Consider the following 19924-nt stretch of genomic DNA (forward strand, 5'->3'; position numbering starts at 1 on the left):
ACTCTTGTCTGTGCTTGGGAGCACTAATTACCTAGTTGAGCAGTATACGAAGCGAAATTGAAAGGATAAGAGCACCGAACAAGGAATGAGTTTTTAGATTTCGTTGATAATCGAGTTGGTCGTGTATCTTAACGTCATAACAACCAAATAAGACATTGAATATAATGAAACTTCCAAAAATATCAATACTCTTAACAATTCGTTAATGGTGTTTCGTTTAATGGTTAATTGTTGGTTCGAACATTCCTCGCTAGCCTGAATTTAGGTCGCATTCACATTGAATAGGCTGAAATGAAATCTCTCAGAAGGAATATGGAAATGGCATATCAAGGTTATACAACGTTTAAAGCTCAGGCCGATAATGGGATTCTTACCGTCACTTTTGACTTCGGTACTGTGAATGTTCAAGGGCAAGAGATGCTTGCCGACCTCAATGGTTTAGCAATGAGACTAGAGCGCGATCGTGACATCAAGGTCGTTGTATTTCAGTCAGCAAACCCTGAAGTTTGGGTCTGTCACTACGACACCAATTTATTAAAAGACATGTCGACTGAAGCCGTTTCTCGTGAAGACGCGAAGTTACTCGACCTGCAAGTGGTGCTAGAAAGAATCAGCAAACTGCCACAAGCCACTATTGCCAAGCTTGAAGGCTTCGCTAGAGGTGGAGGCCACGAATTTGCACTTGCGTGTGACATGCGATTCGCGGCTCGTGGTAAATACAAATTCATGCAAATGGAAGTGGGCATGGGCATCCTTCCTTGCGGTGGCGGCGCCTCACGTATGGCACGCCAAGTCGGCTTAGGTCGAGCACTTGAGATCATCCTAAGTGCACGAGACTTTGATGCTGACGAAGCCGAAGCATACGGCACCATCAACAAGGTACTAGAGCCGGATGAAATTGGCGAATATGTTGATACTCTTGCCAAGCGAATCGCTCAATTCCCTGCCGAATCGATCAATGCATGTAAGCAAGCGGTGTACGAGTCTATTGATAAACCGATCGACGAAGCACTCAAAGCAGAGGCTTACTGGTTGTATCAAGCCGCCAGCAAAACCCCTGCGGTTAAGCGCTTCCAAATTGCCGATGAGCAAGGCCTAGAGTACGATATGGAAAACCAACGTAACTGGGAAAATCTGGTTATGAATGTTCAAGAAATCAAATAACTCGTTCACTTCTCTTAATTTGGGTCAGCCACAAGCTGAAGACTCGCATTTGAGTCTTCAGCTTGTGAGCCAAATGCAACTATGTGTCATTAATCTTTGTTATAACGTTGTTCAAACTATTTTTTGAAGGACGGAACATGCAAAATAATTCTGATCACAGGGGCCACGGATGGCATTGGTTTAGAGACCGCAAAAGCACTGACGCAACAAGGGCACCATGTCCTGATTCATGGCCGAAAACCGTTTCTTGATAAGATCAATCAAGACATCGCTCACAACCCAATCACTAAGCAAAACGTCATTAAGATATTTGCTTGGTAACCGCTCGATTTAACTCCTAACCAGTATACGTAAACAGACCAAACGACAGGCGTTGCAACTCCATATTATGGAAGAGTCAAAGTCCAGTAGCGCCTAACGTATCTCTTAGTTTTTGGGTTCACGGCCCTAAGCCAAAGCCGATAACAACAGCTTGAAGGTCCCGACGCGTTCACTAGTGATAACAAATAGCATCGAAATAGTTCACCCATCAACAAATTAGCATGACGTTAACGAAAGGAGGACATTACGCATACTTGATGAAGGCTTGGCTCAGTTGCTGAAAGAGTGAGTCTACGTTGGGCATGGGCATCACATGTTCAGATAAAAGAGTGTGAACGTGTGGCTCTACAACGGTTGGATTGCCGCAAATTTGATTATAAAAGTTCACGGGCGCAACGATGTGTTCTAAGTCTGCATCTAACAAGATACAGGCTTGTGAAAGTACGATTTGACCGCCCCCTCGTTTCAGCAAAACACGTTGAGCCGTCCCCACTATTTTTTGTTTATTGATGTTGAGATTATAATCGCCATCGCAATAAGAACCTAGGGTTGCGTGCACACCGACATCAACGCCTAACTCTTTGAAAAATCGTGTTAAAATATCACATAAATACAAGTAGGCTTTTTGAATATTGTACGCTTCATCGCTCGGCCAATGATAAATGTGCGACAGGTTAATCACGCCCGGTAGCTGGGGAACTGGAGCGCCACCCGTTTTACGCGAAGAGAGTTGCCAACCTTGAGCCTCAAGCTGCTTTCTAGATTCCAACGTCACTGGCCACTTTTTACCTGCAGGCAAAACAAGTGTCGGCGTTTTGGCTTGCCACAACATTAAGGCTTGCCCAATCTCACCATTCTGTATTTGCTGCAGTAGCTCATCTTCTTTTTCAAACGCACGATCAACATCAATGTGCGGGTAACGCACGAGCTTATTCGTTAACTTCAATGCACTTTTCCTCTACAGCTTGTTGGGTTCAGGTCAATCATTGGCACTAGATTAATAATATATCCCCCAAATCCAATACAACATAGCGCCAGAGGTGCAATATTTTATTTTTCCTATCAATGAGGTATTGGCTTTGTTAAGAACCTCGCGCTTGGACTGCTTTAGTCACGCAAGGTTGTCTGATATGGTGTCGGCAGAACTTCAGCAATTGTTTTAGATAGTATTGAATATGAAAACACTCACCATACTTGATGGCGGCATGGGCCGAGAACTCAAAGAGATTGGCGCGCCGTTCTCACAGCCTCTTTGGAGTGCTCAAGCTCTGATTGAAGCCCCGGATTTTGTTAGCCAAGCGCACCAAAACTTTATTGATGCAGGCGCTGAAATCATAATTACCAACAGCTATGCGTGTGTGCCTTTTCATTTGGGTGAAGAGCTGTTCGCACAAAGAGGATTTGAGCTAGCAGCGCTGTCTGGCGAATTAGCTAGAGCAGTTGCTGACCAAGCGCCTCAAGTGGTCAAAGTGGCAGGCTCTATTCCACCACCGTTTGGCAGCTACCGACCTGACTTATTCAAAGTCGAGCAAGCGGCATCTATCATTCAAACCCTCTACGATGCACAAGAACCAAATATCGATCTGTGGTTGGTAGAAACCCTATGCAGCGTACAAGAGTTTGAATCCATTCATGGGATACTTAAGCAATCAACGAAACCATGCTATTACGCCTTTAGCTTAGAAGATGCCAAAGACAACTCTGCATCTATTCGTTCTGGTGACAGCGTAAAAGAAGCCGTCAAGCTGGTTTGCCAGTCTAACGCGACAGGCATCATGTTTAACTGCTCGGTACCGGAAGTTATGGACCAAGCGATTATCGATACCAAACAGGTAATGGATGAGTTAGGCCAAGATCTAGAAATCGGTGTCTATGCGAATAACTTTGCGCCGATCAGCTGTGAACATGAAGCGAATGACATGCTTCAAGAAATGCGTGAGCTGGATGGCCAAGGTTACTTAGCTTACGCTAAACACTGGCACGCACTGGGCGCGAATATTATCGGTGGCTGTTGTGGCATCGGGCCAAAACACATTAAAGCCCTAGCCGATTGGAAGCTCTCCATACTGAGCTGATCCAGAGCTTCGATTAGAATAAAATAAATAGAGAACAAGTTGAGAAATCTGTTCTCTATTTGTTTGTGGCTTCTCTGAGTACACTGATACAAAACAACGATTTGGAGCAACTGATGAGCGACACGCAACGTAAGATAAAATGGGGCATAGCAGGATTAGGTAACATCGCTAACCGCTTTGCGACTGCACTCACCGAGCACTGTCTGCATGGTGAATTGTATGCCGTTGCCGCAAGAGATCACTCCCGCGCAGCCACGTTCGCCAACAAGTTTGGTTGCGACAAGGCTTATGGTTCTTATGAAGAGATGGCGAATGACCCAAGTGTTGAAGCGGTTTACATAGCTACGGTTCATCCATACCACCAGCCACTCGCCGAACTGTTTCTAAAGAATAAAAAACATGTATTGGTCGAGAAGCCGGCTTTTACCAACCTTAGTGATTGGCTTGAGATGAAAGCCCTCGCGAAACAGAATGGCGTGATGCTGTTAGAAGCGATGAAAACCGTAGTGTTTCCCGCGTATCGTGAGCTCCAATCATTCTTGGGCGATAACAACATTCAGATAGATTCAATCGAAGCCAGCTTTGGTAACCATCACGACTATGAGCCCGATTTGTTTATCTTCAATCCGGATTTGTCAGGCGGGGCAACGCTCGATGTTGGAGTGTATGGTCTATGGTTTTTCTATGATTTGTGCCGAACTCTGGGTGTGAACCCTTCAAAGCCTCAGGTCGAGATGACGAGTCTATATGAGGGTTCGAATGTTGATACCGATTCACGCTTCCGGTTCTCTGGAGAAATCAGCGCAACGATATCAGCTTCGACAGTACGCAATCTGCCACGAGCAGCGCGATTAACTGGTCCAGAGATCACCATCACGATTCAAGAGAAGTGGTGGAACCCAGTCCATATAACGGTGGAGTACAAACAAGAAACCTTCACCATCGAGCACCCCGTTCAAGGTAATGGGTTCGAGTATCAAATCGAGCACTTCTCGCAACTTGTATTAGAGGGAAAACTTGAGTCTGATATCCTAAGCTCAAAGATAAGTGCACAGGTTCTTGAAACCATAGAAAAAGCGCTCACTGATGCAGGCTACCAACACTTAACTCAACCTAACATTTAGGAATTCGAATTGGGCAACCTAAAGCGCAAGCTTGAACTGTACGAAAAGATATTTCAGGCTTTTGGGCCTGGAGTATCACGCTGCCAAGTCAGTCAAATCGCAACGCTTCTACATGTGAGTGAGCGTCACGTTCAAACTCTACTCAAAACAATGACAGCGCAAGGCTGGATTGAGTGGCAAGCCAGTTCAGGACGCAATAAAAAGGCACAACTCACGTGTCTGATTGAGCCGATGGAAGCGTGCTACCAATACGCACAAAGCCAAGCAGATTCCGGCAACATCGAGCAGGTCTTCAACACCTTGAGCTTTAATGGACGCAATGCTGGTACAGAGCTGCAAGCCTTTCTAAATAGCGCTAATCAATCGGCGCAGAGCGTCGCGTACATTCCCTTCCACCGTGAGCTCGAAGTACTTCATCCTCAGCGTGTACTGAGACGTACCGAGCGTTTCTTAGTGACCCAGATTTGCCAGCGTCTCACCTCGGTACAACGAGGCAAGCTATGTGGCGACTTGGCTTATCATTGGCAACCTAATGAAGATGCAACGATCTGGCGTTTCCAAATTCGCAATGGTGTGCAATTCCACAACGGCCGAACACTGGAAGCTAAAGACATAGCACACTGTCTGACTTTGCTCTCTTCAAGCAAGTTATGGCATCGCTGCTATCAGCATATTACTGAAGTCTCTGCGTCTTCAGGCAACATCATCACAATAAAACTCAGCAAGACGGGTTGGCATCTGCCTCGCTTGCTTGCCAGAGCCGAAGCATCGATTTTTGAGCCTAATTCTGTCGATAGGTTGGTCGGTTCCGGTCCATTCTCATTGGCGATCTTCTCAAACAAGATGCTAAGACTTAACCGCAATGATGGGTATTCAAATCAGGTTCCGATCCTAAATCGAGTCGAATTATGGGTTTACCCAGAGTGGGCAGAGAGTAAAGCGTGTGCTCGAAATCAGGTGTGCGTAAAAATGCCTGAAAAGACACTCAAAGTTGGCGAATACAGCTGTGCACATTCGCGAGCTCACGGCTCTACTTTTTTCAAAATTAAAAATCCAGAGTTGTCTTCTCCCAACCGAACATTCACCGTTGAAGACACCTCGGAATGCCAAGCTTTTTTCATGCAATCTTCAGAGCCTGGAGAGACTAAACTCACCGTCGAGTATGGGGATTTTTCAACAATAAGAGACGCTGCTTTATGCAGCATTATCGATGAAAACCACTCATTCTCTTCTTGGTTAGGCTTCTTCACCCGTTTCCCTTTCGAAGATTTGTCGCTACCCGTTGAGATGCTCGCAACCATCGAACAGGCTTTAACCTCAATTCAATGCGAACCAGACTTTGAACAAGCCGCCAAAATGCTCTTGAAACTCAAATGCTGGCTATACAAGACTGAAGTTGTGGTCGAGCTTAAGCAAGAGGCATTCAATCTAGAAGTATCTGAAAAAATACGCGGAGCACGAGTAAATGGATTCGGTTGGTGTGACCTCGATAAGTTGTGGGTTAGCCATTTGTAAGCGTATTTCGTAGCTGAACTGTATTGCACAACCTAGCCCAACCAAGCTGCAACCAGTCATTATGTTCAGTCACAGCGCAGGTCGCATAGGCTAAGGGATTAGCTCACTAGCGCCAATTCAGACTCTTTATAAATCCGATTAGCCACCTTGTATGCCGCTGGTGAAATTAGTGCCTCTTTACATCTTAGCTTAAATTGCTCTACTTCAATCTTTTGCTACCAACAAATAGTACATACAATTCATTTAGTTAAAATAAAAAGATGGGCCAAGTGGTGTGCATTCATATCTGCTAGAGGCGACTGCGTATCGCTACCAACACAGACAGCGCCCCATAAAGTACTAACACCACACCTAAATCTTGAATCATTCCTGCTAAACCAAGGCCGGAACCAATCAGGGTGTAATACACCAAACCAAACAGTGCACCTGCACTTCCGGCTTGAGATTGGTAACGTACCAAGGCTCGGCTCAGTACATTAGGAATCGCGATTCCAAACGCCATCACCACCAGCATCATCGGTAATAAGAACCAGATCGTGTCCTGTGAAAAGTACACACCAACCGCACCTAGTGTTTGAAGAGCAGCGGCTATGCCGATCAAAGATCGAGAAGAAAATTTTCTCTTCAACAGTGCCTTGTTCACTAAACTGCCGAGCGAAGTTCCGAAGCCAAGTACGACACCACTATAACCAAACTGCTCTACACTGAAGCCAAGATGTAAGAATGTAAATGAACCCAGTTGGTAATACGAAAATAGCGCAATATTGAACGAAGCAACGAGCAACGCAGACATCCATATATCGCTATCTTTTACCATACGCATTCCAAGCGATTTTAACTGCAACGGCTGTTTAGTTTGTTGCGTTTCAGGCAGAGACCATAGGCTGTGTATTAGCAACACTAATACCATAATAAACAAGGCAATAAACACATATTGATGCCCGCCCGCTTGGCTTAATTGACCGCCTAGAAGTAACCCGATGATTGGGCTAATCGACAGCCCCATGCCCATATAACCAAACACCTTGGCCAATTCAGTGCCACTAAAGGCATCTCGCAACATGGTTTGTGTAACAACCGAGCCAACCGCAAGTCCGCAAGCGCCCATTGCTCTTGCTATCATCAACCACGTAAAGCTATCGGTTTGCATAGCAATGAGTGCAGAACAGGCGAATAACCCCATACCCAATAACATGGTAGGACGACGTCCCCATTTATCCGCCAACACGCCCCATACCACCACACCCAGCGCAAATGCAGAGAAGTAAATCGATAGAGTTTGAGCGGCTTGTGTGTAACTGACATCAAAGGATTTCGATATTGAATCCAGAGTTGGGCTATAAATGGTTTCTGCGATTTGAGGGAACATCAACAGCAGCACCATTTGCCATAAAGAAGGTTTTGTTTTCATCATTTTTCCAAGACCAGTGAACTTGACGGGAAGTCTAGGGGAAACTAACCTTGGCTCGTTAACAACATTAAAACAAAAAACAACAAGATTGGGACAAATGGCATTAATTAGCGAGACCATCGAGTTTGATGCAGACAGCTTGCCTGCGCCTGCAATTGGAATTGCCGCAGAGCTAGGTCAGCATGACTCAGGAATACATCACCATGTAAAAGGACAGCTGCTGTATGCTCCGCAAGGCTGCATCACTTTGACCTTAGAAGACGCTCTTTGCATTTTACCGCCGACCAAAGCGGTATGGATCCCGCCTTATACCAAACATAGAGCGCAGATGACTAACGTCGTGGCCTATCGTTCGCTCTACTTCGACAGTCGTATTTACACATGCCCTGAAGACATAGAAATCATCGAAGTAAATGAGCTACTAAAGGCGCTAATCAACAAAATGTCGTTTTGGGAATGGGACATTGCATCGGAGCAAACCACCAATACTGCCAACCTATTTTGGGAGGAATTCTACTGCGCTAATAAGCATTCATTCATCTTGCCACTTCCTACAGATCGCCGATTCAAACGCTTTTGTGAACAAGTGAGAAGCGATTCATTCTTAGCCCCTGGGTTATCGACATTAGCGGATTCAGTTGGGGCAAGCACTAAAACCATCACTCGACTGTTCAAGGCAGAAACCGGCATGACTTATCAAGATTGGCGGCAACAATGGCGGTTATTTAAAGCCATCGAACTGCTCTCAGAAAATCGACAGGTCGGCGATGTCGCAGAGCTATTGGAGTTCTCATCCAATAGTGCGTTTATTACCTTTTTCAAGCAACAAACTGGACAAACGCCCCTCGCTTTCACCAAGTTGAGAGCGTGACGGATGCGTTTCCATGAGTTCAGTTCAACGTCTCTTACATACAAAAAAACCAGAACATGAGTTCTGGTTTTTATTGAGAACTAATAAACTAATCAATCAACACCAATGAATCGAGAATCCCTTTGCCGCTGTGGATCCCGCCTTCATTTTCACTGGCCGGTTTACTGCGAATCAAGTAACCCGCATAACCATCAAGCTGAGTGACCGGCTTACCTTGGTAATAGGCGGTGAATAGGCCGACCTCGCTGACTAGATCTGTTACAAGTGTTTGCTGGGTGTCACGCACTGCAATAGTCGGTACGTCACGCTCATGCGGGTCCAAACGCTGCATCAATGCCCATGCGTCGTACTCTTCAGGCTTAAGTTGACTCAGTTGCTGGCTATTATCGTCACCAAATACACAGTGACCACCGCCCTCGCCTTGATTTTTCAACACCCATTCTTGCTTATTCGCTTGCGTGTTAAACCACTCTATCGATTCACTGGTAATTGGCTTCATGTCGGCCAAAACACTCTTCACCAATTCGGCTTCTTCTCGCGTTAAACCCCAACGGGCGTATTCTGATGCAGCCATCATAGTCAGCAACATTTGCATGGTTTTACTGGTCGCTAATTGCTGGCTGATGGCCGCGTTCATTACGACATGGTGCTGTTCCATAAACAAGCGAGTTTGACTCAACGTGTGGCAACAAACGGCCTCATTCAACTCAGGCGCCCAATAATCTGAGTATTGATAACCAGCACGTAGATACACCACATCGACTGCGCCAACATCTTGCAGTAACAAGCGTTGGTTATCCCCCGTTGAAAGCTGGCAACTCAACTGCTCAAAGGTACGACGCACCGTACGAATACCTTGCTTTTGCAGTTCAATTTCAAGCAAGTGCTGGTCATAGACGTTATCTTCGTTCTTCTGCACTACCATCAAAAATGTAGGTTTAGCTGAATCATCAAAGTGATCGCTTACCTTTCTTGCCGAGGTAGCAATACCGAAAGCCAATTGTTCAAGCCCTCGGTTTTCTGCCGGGATTGCTGATGAATCTTCCAACCAATTTTTATAAGTATGTTGTGGAATCAATGACGCTGACATTGGATTCATTTTGCTCTCTCACTATTATCGGGAATTACGCCCCCAATTAAGACGATACTCAGTCTGAAAAGACGAACGAAAAGCGAAAATATTTTACGAATTATAATGCGTTCAAACACCATCTACTCTTGAGTGTCTTGCGTCTTATTAACGATCAGTTCTCGCAGCCAACGATGACTAGGCTCAGAATCAAAATAACGGTGCCACAACAAGAATAACCCGCCTGGTACCAAATCGATGGGAACGGGCTTCATCACTAATTCACCACTATCGATATAATCACGTACCGAGTTGTATGGATAGCACATCAACAGGTCGCTCTGCTTACACAGTTTAATGGCACTAGTGATATCCGACACGTTAGCGGCCTTGTTTATCTCTAATTGCTTAGCGTTAAGCACTTCCATCAATAACCAGTCGCCCGCTCCGCCCGTCACCAATTGTATGTGTCGATACCTAAGAAAGGTGTCGAGGTCCCACTCTTCTTGCAAAGCAGGGTGATCGTTACGCATCAAACAAACGGAATAATCCAAGCACAGCTCAACGTAATCCAATTCATCAGGAATACATTGCACATGAGTTGAAGCACGTTCATCTAATTCAAAAATGCCGATACCAAAATCGACTTCGCGCTTGAGTAAACGTTTGAAACTATCACTACTCCACGTTGAGCTGTTGATGGTGATATGGGGTGCATCGGCAAGCGCTGTTGGCATAAATTGCGGATAAACCGCTGTGTAGGCGGTCTCAACAAGGTCTATAGTGAAAGTACGCTCACTCTCCTTAGGGTCAAACACCTCAGGGACAGTTAGCTTTTCGATCTGCAGCAAGATTTGGTGGATCTTAGGTGCTAATGCGAGTGCTTTAGGGGTTGGGAATAGCCCTTTGGATTCGCGCTCAAACAGCGGGTCATCAAACAAAGCTCGGAGCTTGGTAAGTTGTTTACTTACCGCAGACTGGCTCAAAAAGAGTCGCTCTGCCGTTTTACTTACACTGCGCTCTTCAATCAGAACGTGTAAGCAAAGCAGCAAGTTCATATCGCATTTAAGTAAGCTTTTAACATCTACCATGATATTCCCTAAATTCAGGTTAATGATGATTAATTGTCACTTTAAATCATATCATTGTCTTGGTAAATTTAGCGCATGTGAGTTAACACACTCAAAGAATAATAGAATTAAGGAATACTCATGGATTTTCTAGCACTACCAAAGATTGATTTACACTGCCACCTAGACGGAAGTGTTCGCCCAGATACGATTATTGACCTAGCAAAACAGTACAATATCGAACTACCTGAAGATCGCGACGCGGTTGTTCAATCTCTAACGGTGCCTGAAGATTGCAAAAACCTAGATGAGTACTTAGCTTGTTTCAGCCTGCCATTGCAAGTAATGCAGACTGCAGAAGCGATTGAACGTATCTCTTTCGAACTTTACGAAGACGCTGCACTAGAAAACGTTAAATACCTAGAGGTTCGCTTCGCACCAATCCTGCATGTAAATAAAGGCCTGTCTCTTGACGCGATCATTGCGAGTGCAGTGAAAGGCATGAAGCGTGCTGAAGAGAAATACGACATCAAGGGCAATTACATCATGTCTGTACTGCGTATGTTCCCTAAAGATTCAATCAAAGACGTGATCGATGCAGGTAAGCCATACCTTGGTAAAGGCGTAGTCGCATTTGATATTGCTGGCGGTGAAAAGCCAGGTTTCTGTGCTGAGTTCCCTGAATACACGCAATATGCGATCGAGCAAGGCTACCGAGTGACGGTTCACGCAGGTGAGCAATGGCACGGTCAAAACGTTTACGACGCAGTGACTATGCTTGACGCTGAGCGTATCGGCCACGGTGTACACATCCAAGGTAACGAAGATGCGTACAACATTGTGAAAGAGAAGCAGGTTGCGCTTGAAACTTGCCCAACAAGTAACGTTCAAACCAAGTGTATTCACAAATTCAGCGACCACCCAATTTCTGAATTCAAGAAAGATAGCATCGTTGTAACGATCAACACAGACAACCGCACTGTGTCGAACACAACAATGACTAACGAAGTGAAACGCGTATGTGAAACTTTCGACCTAACGAGAGAAGATTACGCAGAAATCTACAAATACTCTGTGGAGAGCGCTTTTGCTTCAGACGAAGTGAAACAACACCTAATGGGTTTTGTTGAGCAAATCTAATTTAACAAAGCGCGCCTTTTGCTGAATAGCTGGGCTCACTTAGCATTAATGCTTAAAGGCACAAAACAGGAAGAGAAAGGCTTAGGCTTTTCTCTTTTTTTATGTCTGTATCTCCGTATTCTAATGCCCATGTTGACTAGTGAGATGCAAACAATGAAAACAGAACTCCAGAAAATGCTATCCGGCGAAATTTTTGATGGCGCAGACCATGAGATAGACCACATGCGTACTCATGCGAGCAAGGCTCTGTCAGACTTCAATCAATGTTCAGACGATACTCAGCAGCCAAGCCTTCAAGCTAATCTATTTGGTAAAGTAGGCAGCAGCGTTGTCCGACCTCCTTTTCATTGCGAGTTTGGTAAAACCATCGAGATCGGTAACGACACCTTTATCAACATGAACGTAGTGATGCTTGATGGCGCGAATATCAAAATAAGCAACAATGTATTGGTGGGGCCAAGTGCGCAGTTTTATACGGCCTCTCACTCGCTGAACTACCTCAGCCGTCGTAAGTGGGAAACTTTCTGCCTACCGATTACAGTCGAAGATGATGTCTGGATTGGTGGAAACTCGGTGATTAACCAAGGCGTGACCATTGGCGCTCGCTCTGTGATCGCAGCCAACTCTGTGGTCAACAGTGATGTACCACCAGACTCCCTATACGGCGGCACACCAGCGAAGCTAATTCGATACTTGAATGCCGAACAAGCCCACGACTAACCAAGTACGTTGCTTATCAAAAGCTAAAAACAAACAGAGCCATGTTTCAATAACATGGCTCTTAGTTTAATAGTTAGCTTAGTTCATCTCATTCATTGCTCAGAGGCCTGTAACGGGCTCCGCTCTAAAGCCTTCTCATACTCGGTTTGTGGTGAGCTAAGATAAGTGGTTTTCACAAAATCCTTCCACCCTGAAAATAGCGACTCTATCGGCTCATTCGTTATTCCTGATACATCACCGTTACTCATTATGAGCTTGATAAAAGCCTCTTCCCCCCAAGAACGCTCGATAAACTCACCGATGGTATAACCGACTTCATAGATTGTTGAACCACCATTCGGGTTTATGTATAACTCTTGAACAAGCCCATCAAAGCGGGATTTGATGGCATTCCGGTTATTCATATGGAACCAATAATCTTCAGATTTATAGATAGCCACCGCTTCCCACAACCAACGAGGGTTGTTCGCGAAGTTGGGGTTGATTTGAAGTGTCAGTAAATGCACAAATTCATGTAGCGCAGTCTTTTGAATTTCACCACCAAAGTGAAGCAACCTGATTTCGTGACTCTTAGGCTCCATATACCCAGTAGAGAAAGCGTATCGATAGCCAAGACTTCGCTCTTGTTCATCTAAATAGTCTTTTTGGTCCTGCCATACTCTAATGGTCACCGGCGGCATAGATTCAAGTTCGAACGCTTGCATCAACGGAACTCGGTAGAGCAACAAGGTGTTATGAATACTGGGAATGACAGAGGGTGATGTTCCATTGTAGAGGACATATTTAACGGCCCTTTGTCTGATTCGTAACAATCGTCACATGCCTTATCACCGCGAATTTGAAGCACAACAGCGACAAACAATACCAACACCGACAATGTCAGAATCAAGAATGTAACGATCGATTTAGATGGGTATCTTTTCATTTTCCTCATCATCAGTGAAGGTATCTCGCTGTACGTCACTCTTTTAAATTAACACCTAGCCTCTGTAACGCATTTTGACACTGTTCGGCATCGACAAATTGGATACCTGCTATGCCTACTGCTTCCGCCCCTTTGACGTTATAAGGCATGTCATCAATGAAGACAGTTTCTGACGCTTTGAGGTTGTTTTCAGATAGCAGCGCTTGGTAAATTTGGGGCTGCGGTTTGAGCATGCCAAGCTCTGCAGATACCGCCGCACCATCAAATAATGGCCAAAATTCGTAGGTCTTTTTCAAGTACTCGACAATCTCGACCACATTATCGGTCAGAGCATACACGGCATAGCCAGAGCGCTTTACACGCTCAATGAGTTCTACAGAACCATGCAGTAAGATCTGCGTTTGTTTAACGTAATAAAACAGGCGAACACACTCTAATGGAGATAAGTTGAGTTCGCGTTGATAACAAAGCTTGGCCTCGCTTTCGCTCAAGAAGCCTTTGTTTAAATCCAACCAAATTGCACTTTGGAAAATAGAACGTGATCGAGACTCCAAGTCTTCAATATCACCAAAAGTAAGACGGGCAATTTCCAGTGGTGCCCAACGCACAATGACATTACCCACATCAAACACCACATTTTTGATTTCATTAGAACTCATACACACTCCTATGAACGCATGTCATTGATGGTAAAGAGACACAAAGTGCCACACATCAATGTTCATAACACACGTTTATAAATTAAAAGCCCCGAGTAGAATATACAACCAACAGAGCACAAAAAAGACCATCATTACAACGGCCTTCGCAATATTCATTAACGAGTCAATCATCAACATAAATCAGCTTTAGACAACACGATTGTCGATGCGCTGTCAGAAGCATTTTTACGATAGAACACGGCTCATTTCTCATCATATAATTGGCCTTCTATGTTAGAATTGCCGGCTAGTTCGGAATGTGCTGAGTATCTGATTTAGTTAACTATAATTTAATCACCATGAGTGCTTTTTTAAGTTTTTAGAATGAAAAAATATGAATTAGTTGTTCAAGATATTGTGAGCAAAATTTGCCAAAACAGTATCAACCATAAGCTTCCAGCAGAAAGAGAACTCACTGAAATATATGGGTTATCTCGATTTACTATTCGAAAGGCACTAGCAAAGCTAGAAGCGATTGGCATGGTCACATCTAAGGTGGGTTCAGGTTACTTCGTCAACACCGCTCTGATTGGTACACCTTTAGTCTACAACTCGATCACAGAGAACAGCTTTGAGGAGATCTCTTACAAAAAGATCCAGTTGAACAAAGCACTACCCGACAATCACGAACAGCAAATTTTTTCATTAAGCGACAACGAATATATTTGGAAAATTAGACGCCTTCGATTGATCAACAATAAAGTGGTTCAAATTGAAGAAGCAAAAATCCCAGTTAGCGTATTTCCTGAAATGAATGCGGAGATCATAGAAAGCTCGATTCAAAAGCACGCTTTGTCAAAAGGGCTGCAGATCGATAGTTATTTGACGACTTATCAGGCTGTTAACGTATCTAAAGAAGATGCTGAACTGCTTGGTTGTAAAAAGAATGTCGCTGCTATGAACATTACTAACCGAGGTTTCTTAGCGTCTGGTGAGTTATTTATAGTCAGCGATATTATTGATATTAATTACCAATGCACGTATCACACACCTTTTAACAGTGAAAGTATGAGTTACCGAGACAAAAAATAATAATGAGAAGATGATAATTATATTTAGTTGATAGGGTTAGTGGCTAGCTATTAAAAATATCAATTTAAACCATCAATAATATAATCTTGTTAGTACCTAATTTTAATTAGACCAATCAAATTAACTCAAAAAAATGGCCGCTAATAGCGGCCATTTTATATTAAAAATACGAGTTAAGGGGTATGGATAGCGCCATCAGGAAGGCGGCTTTGAGTCCACTCGTGGGGGCGATACATAACAGGGAACTCGGCTGCAACCTCTCGGTCGATTTCAACACCAATACCTGCGATTTCTGAAGCGTATAAGTAGCCATTAATTGGCTCTGCAGCGTTCGGGAATACCTTGTGCGTGTTTTCGTTGTACTCGACATGTTCTTGAATGGCCGCATTGTGTAAATGCACATTCAAATGCGTGTTTACCGCTGCACCAATTGGCGTCATATCTGGTGGGCAATGCCATGCAATACGAACACCAAAGTTCTGACATAGATGACCTAGTTTCAGAGCTGGGGTAATGCCACCAATCTGTGAAACATGACAACGAATGAAATCAATACGACGGTTAGCAATCAATGATTTCCACTCTTCAGGGTTATTAAACAACTCCCCTAAACCTAATGAAACTGAGCTCTGGCTGCGAATATTATCCAACCATTCCGTTTGATTTGGCGGCAGGATATCTTCAATGAAGTAAGGCCTATATTGCTCAACTTCTTTGGCAAATTGTATCGCTTGGTTCGGGAATAGGCGCTCATGAACATCGTGAAGGATATGGAATTGGTTACCATATTTCTCTCTCAGCGACTTAAACATCTTTAACGTATTGTCCATGTACTGATCTTGGTCGTAGTACGAACCTTCAGTCGGGTTTTGAGTGGTATGCAAATCAGTTGGAACACCTCCATAGAAACCAAGCTGACAACGAATGTGCTTGTAACCTTTGTCTAGGAAAGATTCCACCAACTTATAAATACCTTCCATGGTGTCGCTAGTCGCGTGTGTGTATACAGGAATTGCATCACGAGACTTACCACCAAATAATTGATGTAACGGCATACCCGCCAATTTGGCTTTAATATCCCACAGTGCCATATCAACACCAGAAATTGCATTATTGATGACAGGGCCATTTCGCCAGTAAGCGTTAACCATCATCATTTGCCATAAGTCTTCAATATTATTGGCGTTTTTTCCAATAAGAATAGGTTTTAAATATTCATCGACCATTGTTTTCACAGCAAGCGGTCGTTGTTGGAATGTCGCACACCCAAACCCAGTCACGCCTTCATTCGTTTCAACTACCACGGTAATGAGATTGTGCCTGTCTGGCTTAGTAATAATACAATGGATATCGGATATAATAGTTTCTTTCACAATTAAATAACCTAAACTTAAGTCAACTCCTATTATCTAACCGCTTTAAAAATCACATTTCAAGCGCTAATTTTTGCCTAAAAATAATTGGTACGTTAAGTGTTTTTTTTTGATAAACAAAACATACCAATTGGCAAAAAACGGTGAAAAAATAATTTTTCAGATTTTAAATGTGATTGAGATCTCTTTTTATTCCGTTGGATTTAAATTGGTTATCGTTATGATTTCTCGAGTTAAATATATTCCAATAACAGGTTTAGTATGCAAATGGTAGAAAAGAGTGATGCCGTTGTGAATAGCTCTAAGTCATCATCGAAAAAGAAAAACTTCAAAGAAAATATACAGTTATTAGTCACTGCTCTTGGCGGTGAAGAGAACATCGTGAGTATCACGCACTGTATGACAAGACTGAGATTCAAATTAGCCGACGAGTCATTGGCTAACGAAGATGACATCAAGCAAATCACAGGTGTGAAAGGTGTCGTTCTTCAACAAGGTCAAACTCAAGTTATCATCGGGGTTGAGGTAGAGAAGTGGTTCAACGCCCTATCAAATACGCAACAAGCTAATGCAAGTTCTGCTGATGAGCTAGAGAAAGGCAAACTATTCCAAGGCGTGATGCGCATTGTTGCTGGTATCTTTGGCCCTGTAGTACCCGCCATTGCGGGTGCCGGTATGTTAATGGGCCTGCTATCAGGCCTTATTGCTACCAATGTTATCTCTGAAACCTCAGACACTGTTTACTTCTTCCGTTCAATTTCTATTGCGGTGTTCTTCTTCTTACCTATGCTGGTTTCTTTCTCTGCAGCCAAGGTCTTTAAAGTAAATGAGTACATAGCACTTGCTGTTTCCTCAGCAATGCTAGCACCCAAGCTAGTAGATAAAGCGGCGATGCTAAAAGACGCAGGCGCAGCTCCGGAGCTAACGGTTCTTGGCGTGGTTCCTATTGAATTACTTAACTACGGCGGTGCAATTGTTCCTGCGATTCTTGCAATCTGGTTGCTATCTAAAGTGACACCTCTGGTTGATCGAATGGTCCCTGCTTCAGCTAAGCCTGTATTCACACCGCTGCTAGCGTTTACAGTAACTTCTACCATCACACTATCTTTTGTTGGCCCTGCGGGCATTTGGCTAAGTAACGGTGCTGGTTGGGTAATGAGTTCATTACTGGAGATCTCTCCGACGCTAACGGGCTTTGTATTTGGTCTAACTCGCCCAATTACTATTGTATTTGGTATTCACCACAGCATGACGCCAATTAGCCTGAATAACTTTGCACTGTATGGCAAGGATCTGCTGATGCCTATCATGTGTTTGGGTAACATGGCGATTGCGGGTGCAACCATGGCTATCTGGCACAAACAGCGCAAGACAGTTTCTAAAGAGCAATCTTCGATTACGATGGGTTCAAGTGTAACGGCGATTCTAGGTATTACAGAGCCAGCTCTGTTTGGTGTCCTAACTAAATACACCAAAGCGATGATGACTGCGAGTTTAGCAGCAGGTGTATTCGGTGCTATCTCAGTAACGATTGATACTCACTTAACGAGCTACATTCTTTCTTCTGTATTCAGCCTGCCAGCTTACCTTGCAAGCGGTACAAAAAACTTCCTTCAAGCAATCATGGGCGTGGTGGGTGTATTCACACTATCTTTCATTCTAACCATGTTGTTTGTGAAACTAGACAACAAATAAGCTCCTTTTGACTTGCTCAAAAGATCCACGTGGCTACCTGCTTTGTAGCCACGTTCCATCATTTGATACCCAGCAATCCAACTTTTCAAAAAGGCACACTATGAGCCATATTGCGATTATCGGCGAATGCATGATTGAACTGAATGGCGCACCATTTGGCACCATGCAACAAAGCTATGGCGGAGACACGCTCAACGCCGCTGTTTACCTAAACCGAAGTGCCACCAGCAATGTTGAACAGACAGGCAATCCTTCAATACGTACCAGCTACGTGACTGCGCTTGGATCTGACGCCATTAGCCAACAGATGCTAGAACGATGGCAAAGTGAGGGCATATCGACAGATCTTGTCGTTATCGACGAGAAACGTTCTCCAGGCCTGTACTTGATTCAGCTGGATGACGAAGGGGAAAGAACCTTCTTATACTGGCGCAACAACTCTGCTGCACGCTATCTAGTTCAACACCCTAATTTCGATGAGATCTGCCAATCACTAAACGATGTGGATATGATCTTTTTCAGCGGTATATCGCTAGCGATATTGCCACAAAGCGATCAAATCAAGTTACTAGAATTCATCCAGAAACTGCGTTCAAGAGGCGTCACTATCGCTTTTGACAGTAACTACCGATCGAAGCTATGGGAATCAGAAAACGCGACCAAAGAGAGCTATCAATTGGGTTATCAAATCACTGATATCGCTTTGGTTACCTTTGATGATGAACAGCAACTATGGGGCGACCAAACACCTCAAGACACCATCGACCGACTACACAGGCTTGGCGTGAAGACCATCATTATAAAACTCGGTGCTGAAGGCTGTTTGGTCAGTGAAACTCCAGAGAAAGCACCAAGCCTCATTAAGACCACGCCAGTCGAAACCGTCATCGATAGCACTTCGGCCGGTGATTCATTCAATGGTGGTTTCTTATCTTGTTATCTATCGGGTGGCTCTGTTGAGCAAGCCTGTCGCAAAGGTAATGCACTGGCGAGACTGGTCATTCAACATCATGGCGCAATCATCCCAAAATCCATCACCGACACTCTTTCAAACTGACATTAAGAAGTACACATGCCTACAATTAACGAACAGCTAAACGCACTTAAAGTCATCCCTGTTATTGCTCTAGATAACGCAGAGGATATTATCCCACTAGGCAAGGTATTGGCTGAAAATGGACTGCCAGCCGCTGAGATTACGTTCCGTTCAGACGCAGCTGTTGAAGCTATTCGACTGCTACGAGAAGCTCAGCCTGACATGCTGATTGGTGCCGGAACAATTTTAAATAGTGAGCAAGCACTGGCAGCAAAAGAAGCGGGCGCGACCTTTGTGGTTTCACCGGGCTTTAATCCGAACACAGTTAAAGCATGCCAAGAGATCGGCATCGATATCATTCCAGGAGTGAACAATCCAAGCACCGTTGAAGCGGCATTAGAAATGGGTCTAACAACCTTGAAGTTCTTCCCAGCAGAAGCTTCAGGTGGGATCAGCATGGTGAAATCACTCGTTGGCCCATACGGCGACATTAGACTCATGCCTACAGGCGGTATCACGCCATCAAACATCGATAACTACTTAGCAGTGCCTCAGGTATTAGCCTGTGGTGGTACGTGGATGGTCGACAAAAAACTCGTTGAAAATGGCGCGTGGGATGAGATTGCCCGCCTAACGCGAGAGATTGTTAAGCAGGTGACCCGCTAAGAAAGCCAATTAATTC

18 protein-coding genes and 3 pseudogenes are annotated in these 19924 nt (G+C 44.2%); 12 read left to right on the top strand and 9 right to left on the bottom strand.

Going from position 1 to position 19924, the window contains the following annotated elements; translation table 11 throughout:
* Positions 1-318 precede the first annotated feature (318 nt).
* Both L1D11_RS13100 and L1D11_RS13105 read left to right on the top strand, forming a co-directional pair.
* A complete protein-coding gene (locus L1D11_RS13100) occupies positions 319-1164 on the top strand; it encodes an enoyl-CoA hydratase/isomerase family protein (protein WP_239833399.1) in 846 nt (281 codons plus the stop codon).
* Positions 1165-1301: 137 nt separating this feature from the next.
* Positions 1302-1476, top strand: a pseudogene (locus L1D11_RS13105) (SDR family NAD(P)-dependent oxidoreductase); the annotation flags it as partial.
* A gap of 253 nt (positions 1477-1729) precedes the next feature.
* On the opposite strand, the gene L1D11_RS13110 reads toward L1D11_RS13105, so the two are convergent.
* The gene (locus L1D11_RS13110; RefSeq protein ID WP_239833400.1) at positions 1730-2431 is read right to left on the bottom strand and encodes a lipoate--protein ligase; all 702 of its coding nucleotides are present in this window, start codon (positions 2429-2431) and stop codon (positions 1730-1732) included.
* A 229-nt stretch (positions 2432-2660) separates the two neighbouring features.
* Here L1D11_RS13110 and L1D11_RS13115 point away from each other — a divergent pair, with 229 nt between their 5' ends.
* From L1D11_RS13115 to L1D11_RS13125, 3 genes are all read left to right on the top strand, one after another.
* The gene (locus tag L1D11_RS13115; RefSeq protein ID WP_239833401.1) at positions 2661-3560 is read left to right on the top strand and encodes a homocysteine S-methyltransferase family protein; all 900 of its coding nucleotides are present in this window, start codon (positions 2661-2663) and stop codon (positions 3558-3560) included.
* A 113-nt stretch (positions 3561-3673) separates the two neighbouring features.
* Positions 3674-4684: a Gfo/Idh/MocA family oxidoreductase gene (locus L1D11_RS13120; RefSeq protein ID WP_239833402.1), complete on the top strand. Its 1011-nt coding sequence runs from the start codon at positions 3674-3676 to the stop codon at positions 4682-4684.
* A gap of 9 nt (positions 4685-4693) precedes the next feature.
* Complete coding sequence (locus L1D11_RS13125) at positions 4694-6199, top strand: SgrR family transcriptional regulator (RefSeq protein ID WP_239833403.1); 1506 nt, start codon at positions 4694-4696, stop codon at positions 6197-6199.
* Between the two features lie 98 nt (positions 6200-6297).
* Here L1D11_RS13125 and L1D11_RS13130 read toward each other — a convergent pair.
* Positions 6298-6493 (bottom strand): annotated as a pseudogene (locus L1D11_RS13130) (HDOD domain-containing protein); the annotation flags it as partial.
* A complete protein-coding gene (locus L1D11_RS13135; protein ID WP_239833404.1) occupies positions 6489-7610 on the bottom strand; it encodes a multidrug effflux MFS transporter in 1122 nt (373 codons plus the stop codon). The gene L1D11_RS13135 and the pseudogene L1D11_RS13130, both read right to left, overlap by 5 nt.
* Positions 7611-7707: 97 nt before the next feature.
* Here L1D11_RS13135 and L1D11_RS13140 point away from each other — a divergent pair, with 97 nt between their 5' ends.
* A complete protein-coding gene (locus tag L1D11_RS13140; RefSeq protein ID WP_239833405.1) occupies positions 7708-8481 on the top strand; it encodes a helix-turn-helix transcriptional regulator in 774 nt (257 codons plus the stop codon).
* 88 nt (positions 8482-8569) lie between these two features.
* Here the strand turns inward: L1D11_RS13140 and L1D11_RS13145 are convergent.
* Positions 8570-9544: pseudogene (locus L1D11_RS13145) on the bottom strand (glutathione synthase); the annotation flags it as partial.
* Positions 9545-9693: 149 nt separating this feature from the next.
* Positions 9694-10641: a LysR substrate-binding domain-containing protein gene (locus tag L1D11_RS13150; RefSeq protein ID WP_239833406.1), complete on the bottom strand. Its 948-nt coding sequence runs from the start codon at positions 10639-10641 to the stop codon at positions 9694-9696.
* 120 nt (positions 10642-10761) lie between these two features.
* On the opposite strand from L1D11_RS13150, the gene add reads away from it, so the two are divergent.
* Both add and L1D11_RS13160 read left to right on the top strand, forming a co-directional pair.
* Complete coding sequence (gene add / locus L1D11_RS13155) at positions 10762-11760, top strand: adenosine deaminase (protein ID WP_239833407.1); 999 nt, start codon at positions 10762-10764, stop codon at positions 11758-11760.
* 153 nt (positions 11761-11913) lie between these two features.
* On the top strand, positions 11914-12480 hold the full coding sequence (locus tag L1D11_RS13160; protein WP_239833408.1) for a sugar O-acetyltransferase: 567 nt from the start codon (positions 11914-11916) through the stop codon (positions 12478-12480).
* A gap of 92 nt (positions 12481-12572) precedes the next feature.
* On the opposite strand, the gene L1D11_RS13165 is transcribed toward L1D11_RS13160, so the two are convergent.
* The 3 genes from L1D11_RS13165 to L1D11_RS13175 are packed head-to-tail and all read right to left on the bottom strand — an operon-like array spanning position 12573 to position 14064.
* Positions 12573-13184, bottom strand: a complete 612-nt coding sequence (locus tag L1D11_RS13165) for a hypothetical protein (protein ID WP_239833409.1) — start codon at positions 13182-13184, stop codon at positions 12573-12575.
* Positions 13184-13405: a hypothetical protein gene (locus L1D11_RS13170; RefSeq protein WP_239833410.1), complete on the bottom strand. Its 222-nt coding sequence runs from the start codon at positions 13403-13405 to the stop codon at positions 13184-13186. The genes L1D11_RS13165 and L1D11_RS13170 overlap by 1 nt, the downstream gene beginning before the upstream one ends.
* Positions 13406-13440: 35 nt before the next feature.
* Complete coding sequence (locus L1D11_RS13175; RefSeq protein ID WP_239833411.1) at positions 13441-14064, bottom strand: HAD family phosphatase; 624 nt, start codon at positions 14062-14064, stop codon at positions 13441-13443.
* A gap of 366 nt (positions 14065-14430) precedes the next feature.
* Between L1D11_RS13175 and L1D11_RS13180 the strand changes: the two genes are divergently transcribed.
* A complete protein-coding gene (locus L1D11_RS13180; protein ID WP_239833412.1) occupies positions 14431-15138 on the top strand; it encodes a GntR family transcriptional regulator in 708 nt (235 codons plus the stop codon).
* Between the two features lie 173 nt (positions 15139-15311).
* Here L1D11_RS13180 and L1D11_RS13185 read toward each other — a convergent pair whose 3' ends face one another.
* A complete protein-coding gene (locus L1D11_RS13185; protein ID WP_239834848.1) occupies positions 15312-16511 on the bottom strand; it encodes an enolase C-terminal domain-like protein in 1200 nt (399 codons plus the stop codon).
* A gap of 261 nt (positions 16512-16772) precedes the next feature.
* Here L1D11_RS13185 and L1D11_RS13190 point away from each other — a divergent pair, with 261 nt between their 5' ends.
* The 3 genes from L1D11_RS13190 (at position 16773) to L1D11_RS13200 (ending at position 19908) form a co-directional block, all read left to right on the top strand.
* Positions 16773-18206, top strand: a complete 1434-nt coding sequence (locus L1D11_RS13190) for a PTS transporter subunit EIIC (RefSeq protein ID WP_239834144.1) — start codon at positions 16773-16775, stop codon at positions 18204-18206.
* 100 nt (positions 18207-18306) lie between these two features.
* Positions 18307-19263 (top strand): sugar kinase, encoded by a 957-nt coding sequence (locus tag L1D11_RS13195; RefSeq protein ID WP_239834145.1) that lies wholly within the window; start codon positions 18307-18309, stop codon positions 19261-19263.
* Between the two features lie 15 nt (positions 19264-19278).
* Positions 19279-19908 (top strand): bifunctional 4-hydroxy-2-oxoglutarate aldolase/2-dehydro-3-deoxy-phosphogluconate aldolase, encoded by a 630-nt coding sequence (locus L1D11_RS13200; RefSeq protein WP_239834146.1) that lies wholly within the window; start codon positions 19279-19281, stop codon positions 19906-19908.
* Positions 19909-19924: the final 16 nt, after the last annotated feature.

Origin of the sequence: Vibrio sp. Isolate32, assembly GCF_022397955.1 — a bacterium.
Taxonomy (GTDB): domain Bacteria; phylum Pseudomonadota; class Gammaproteobacteria; order Enterobacterales; family Vibrionaceae; genus Vibrio.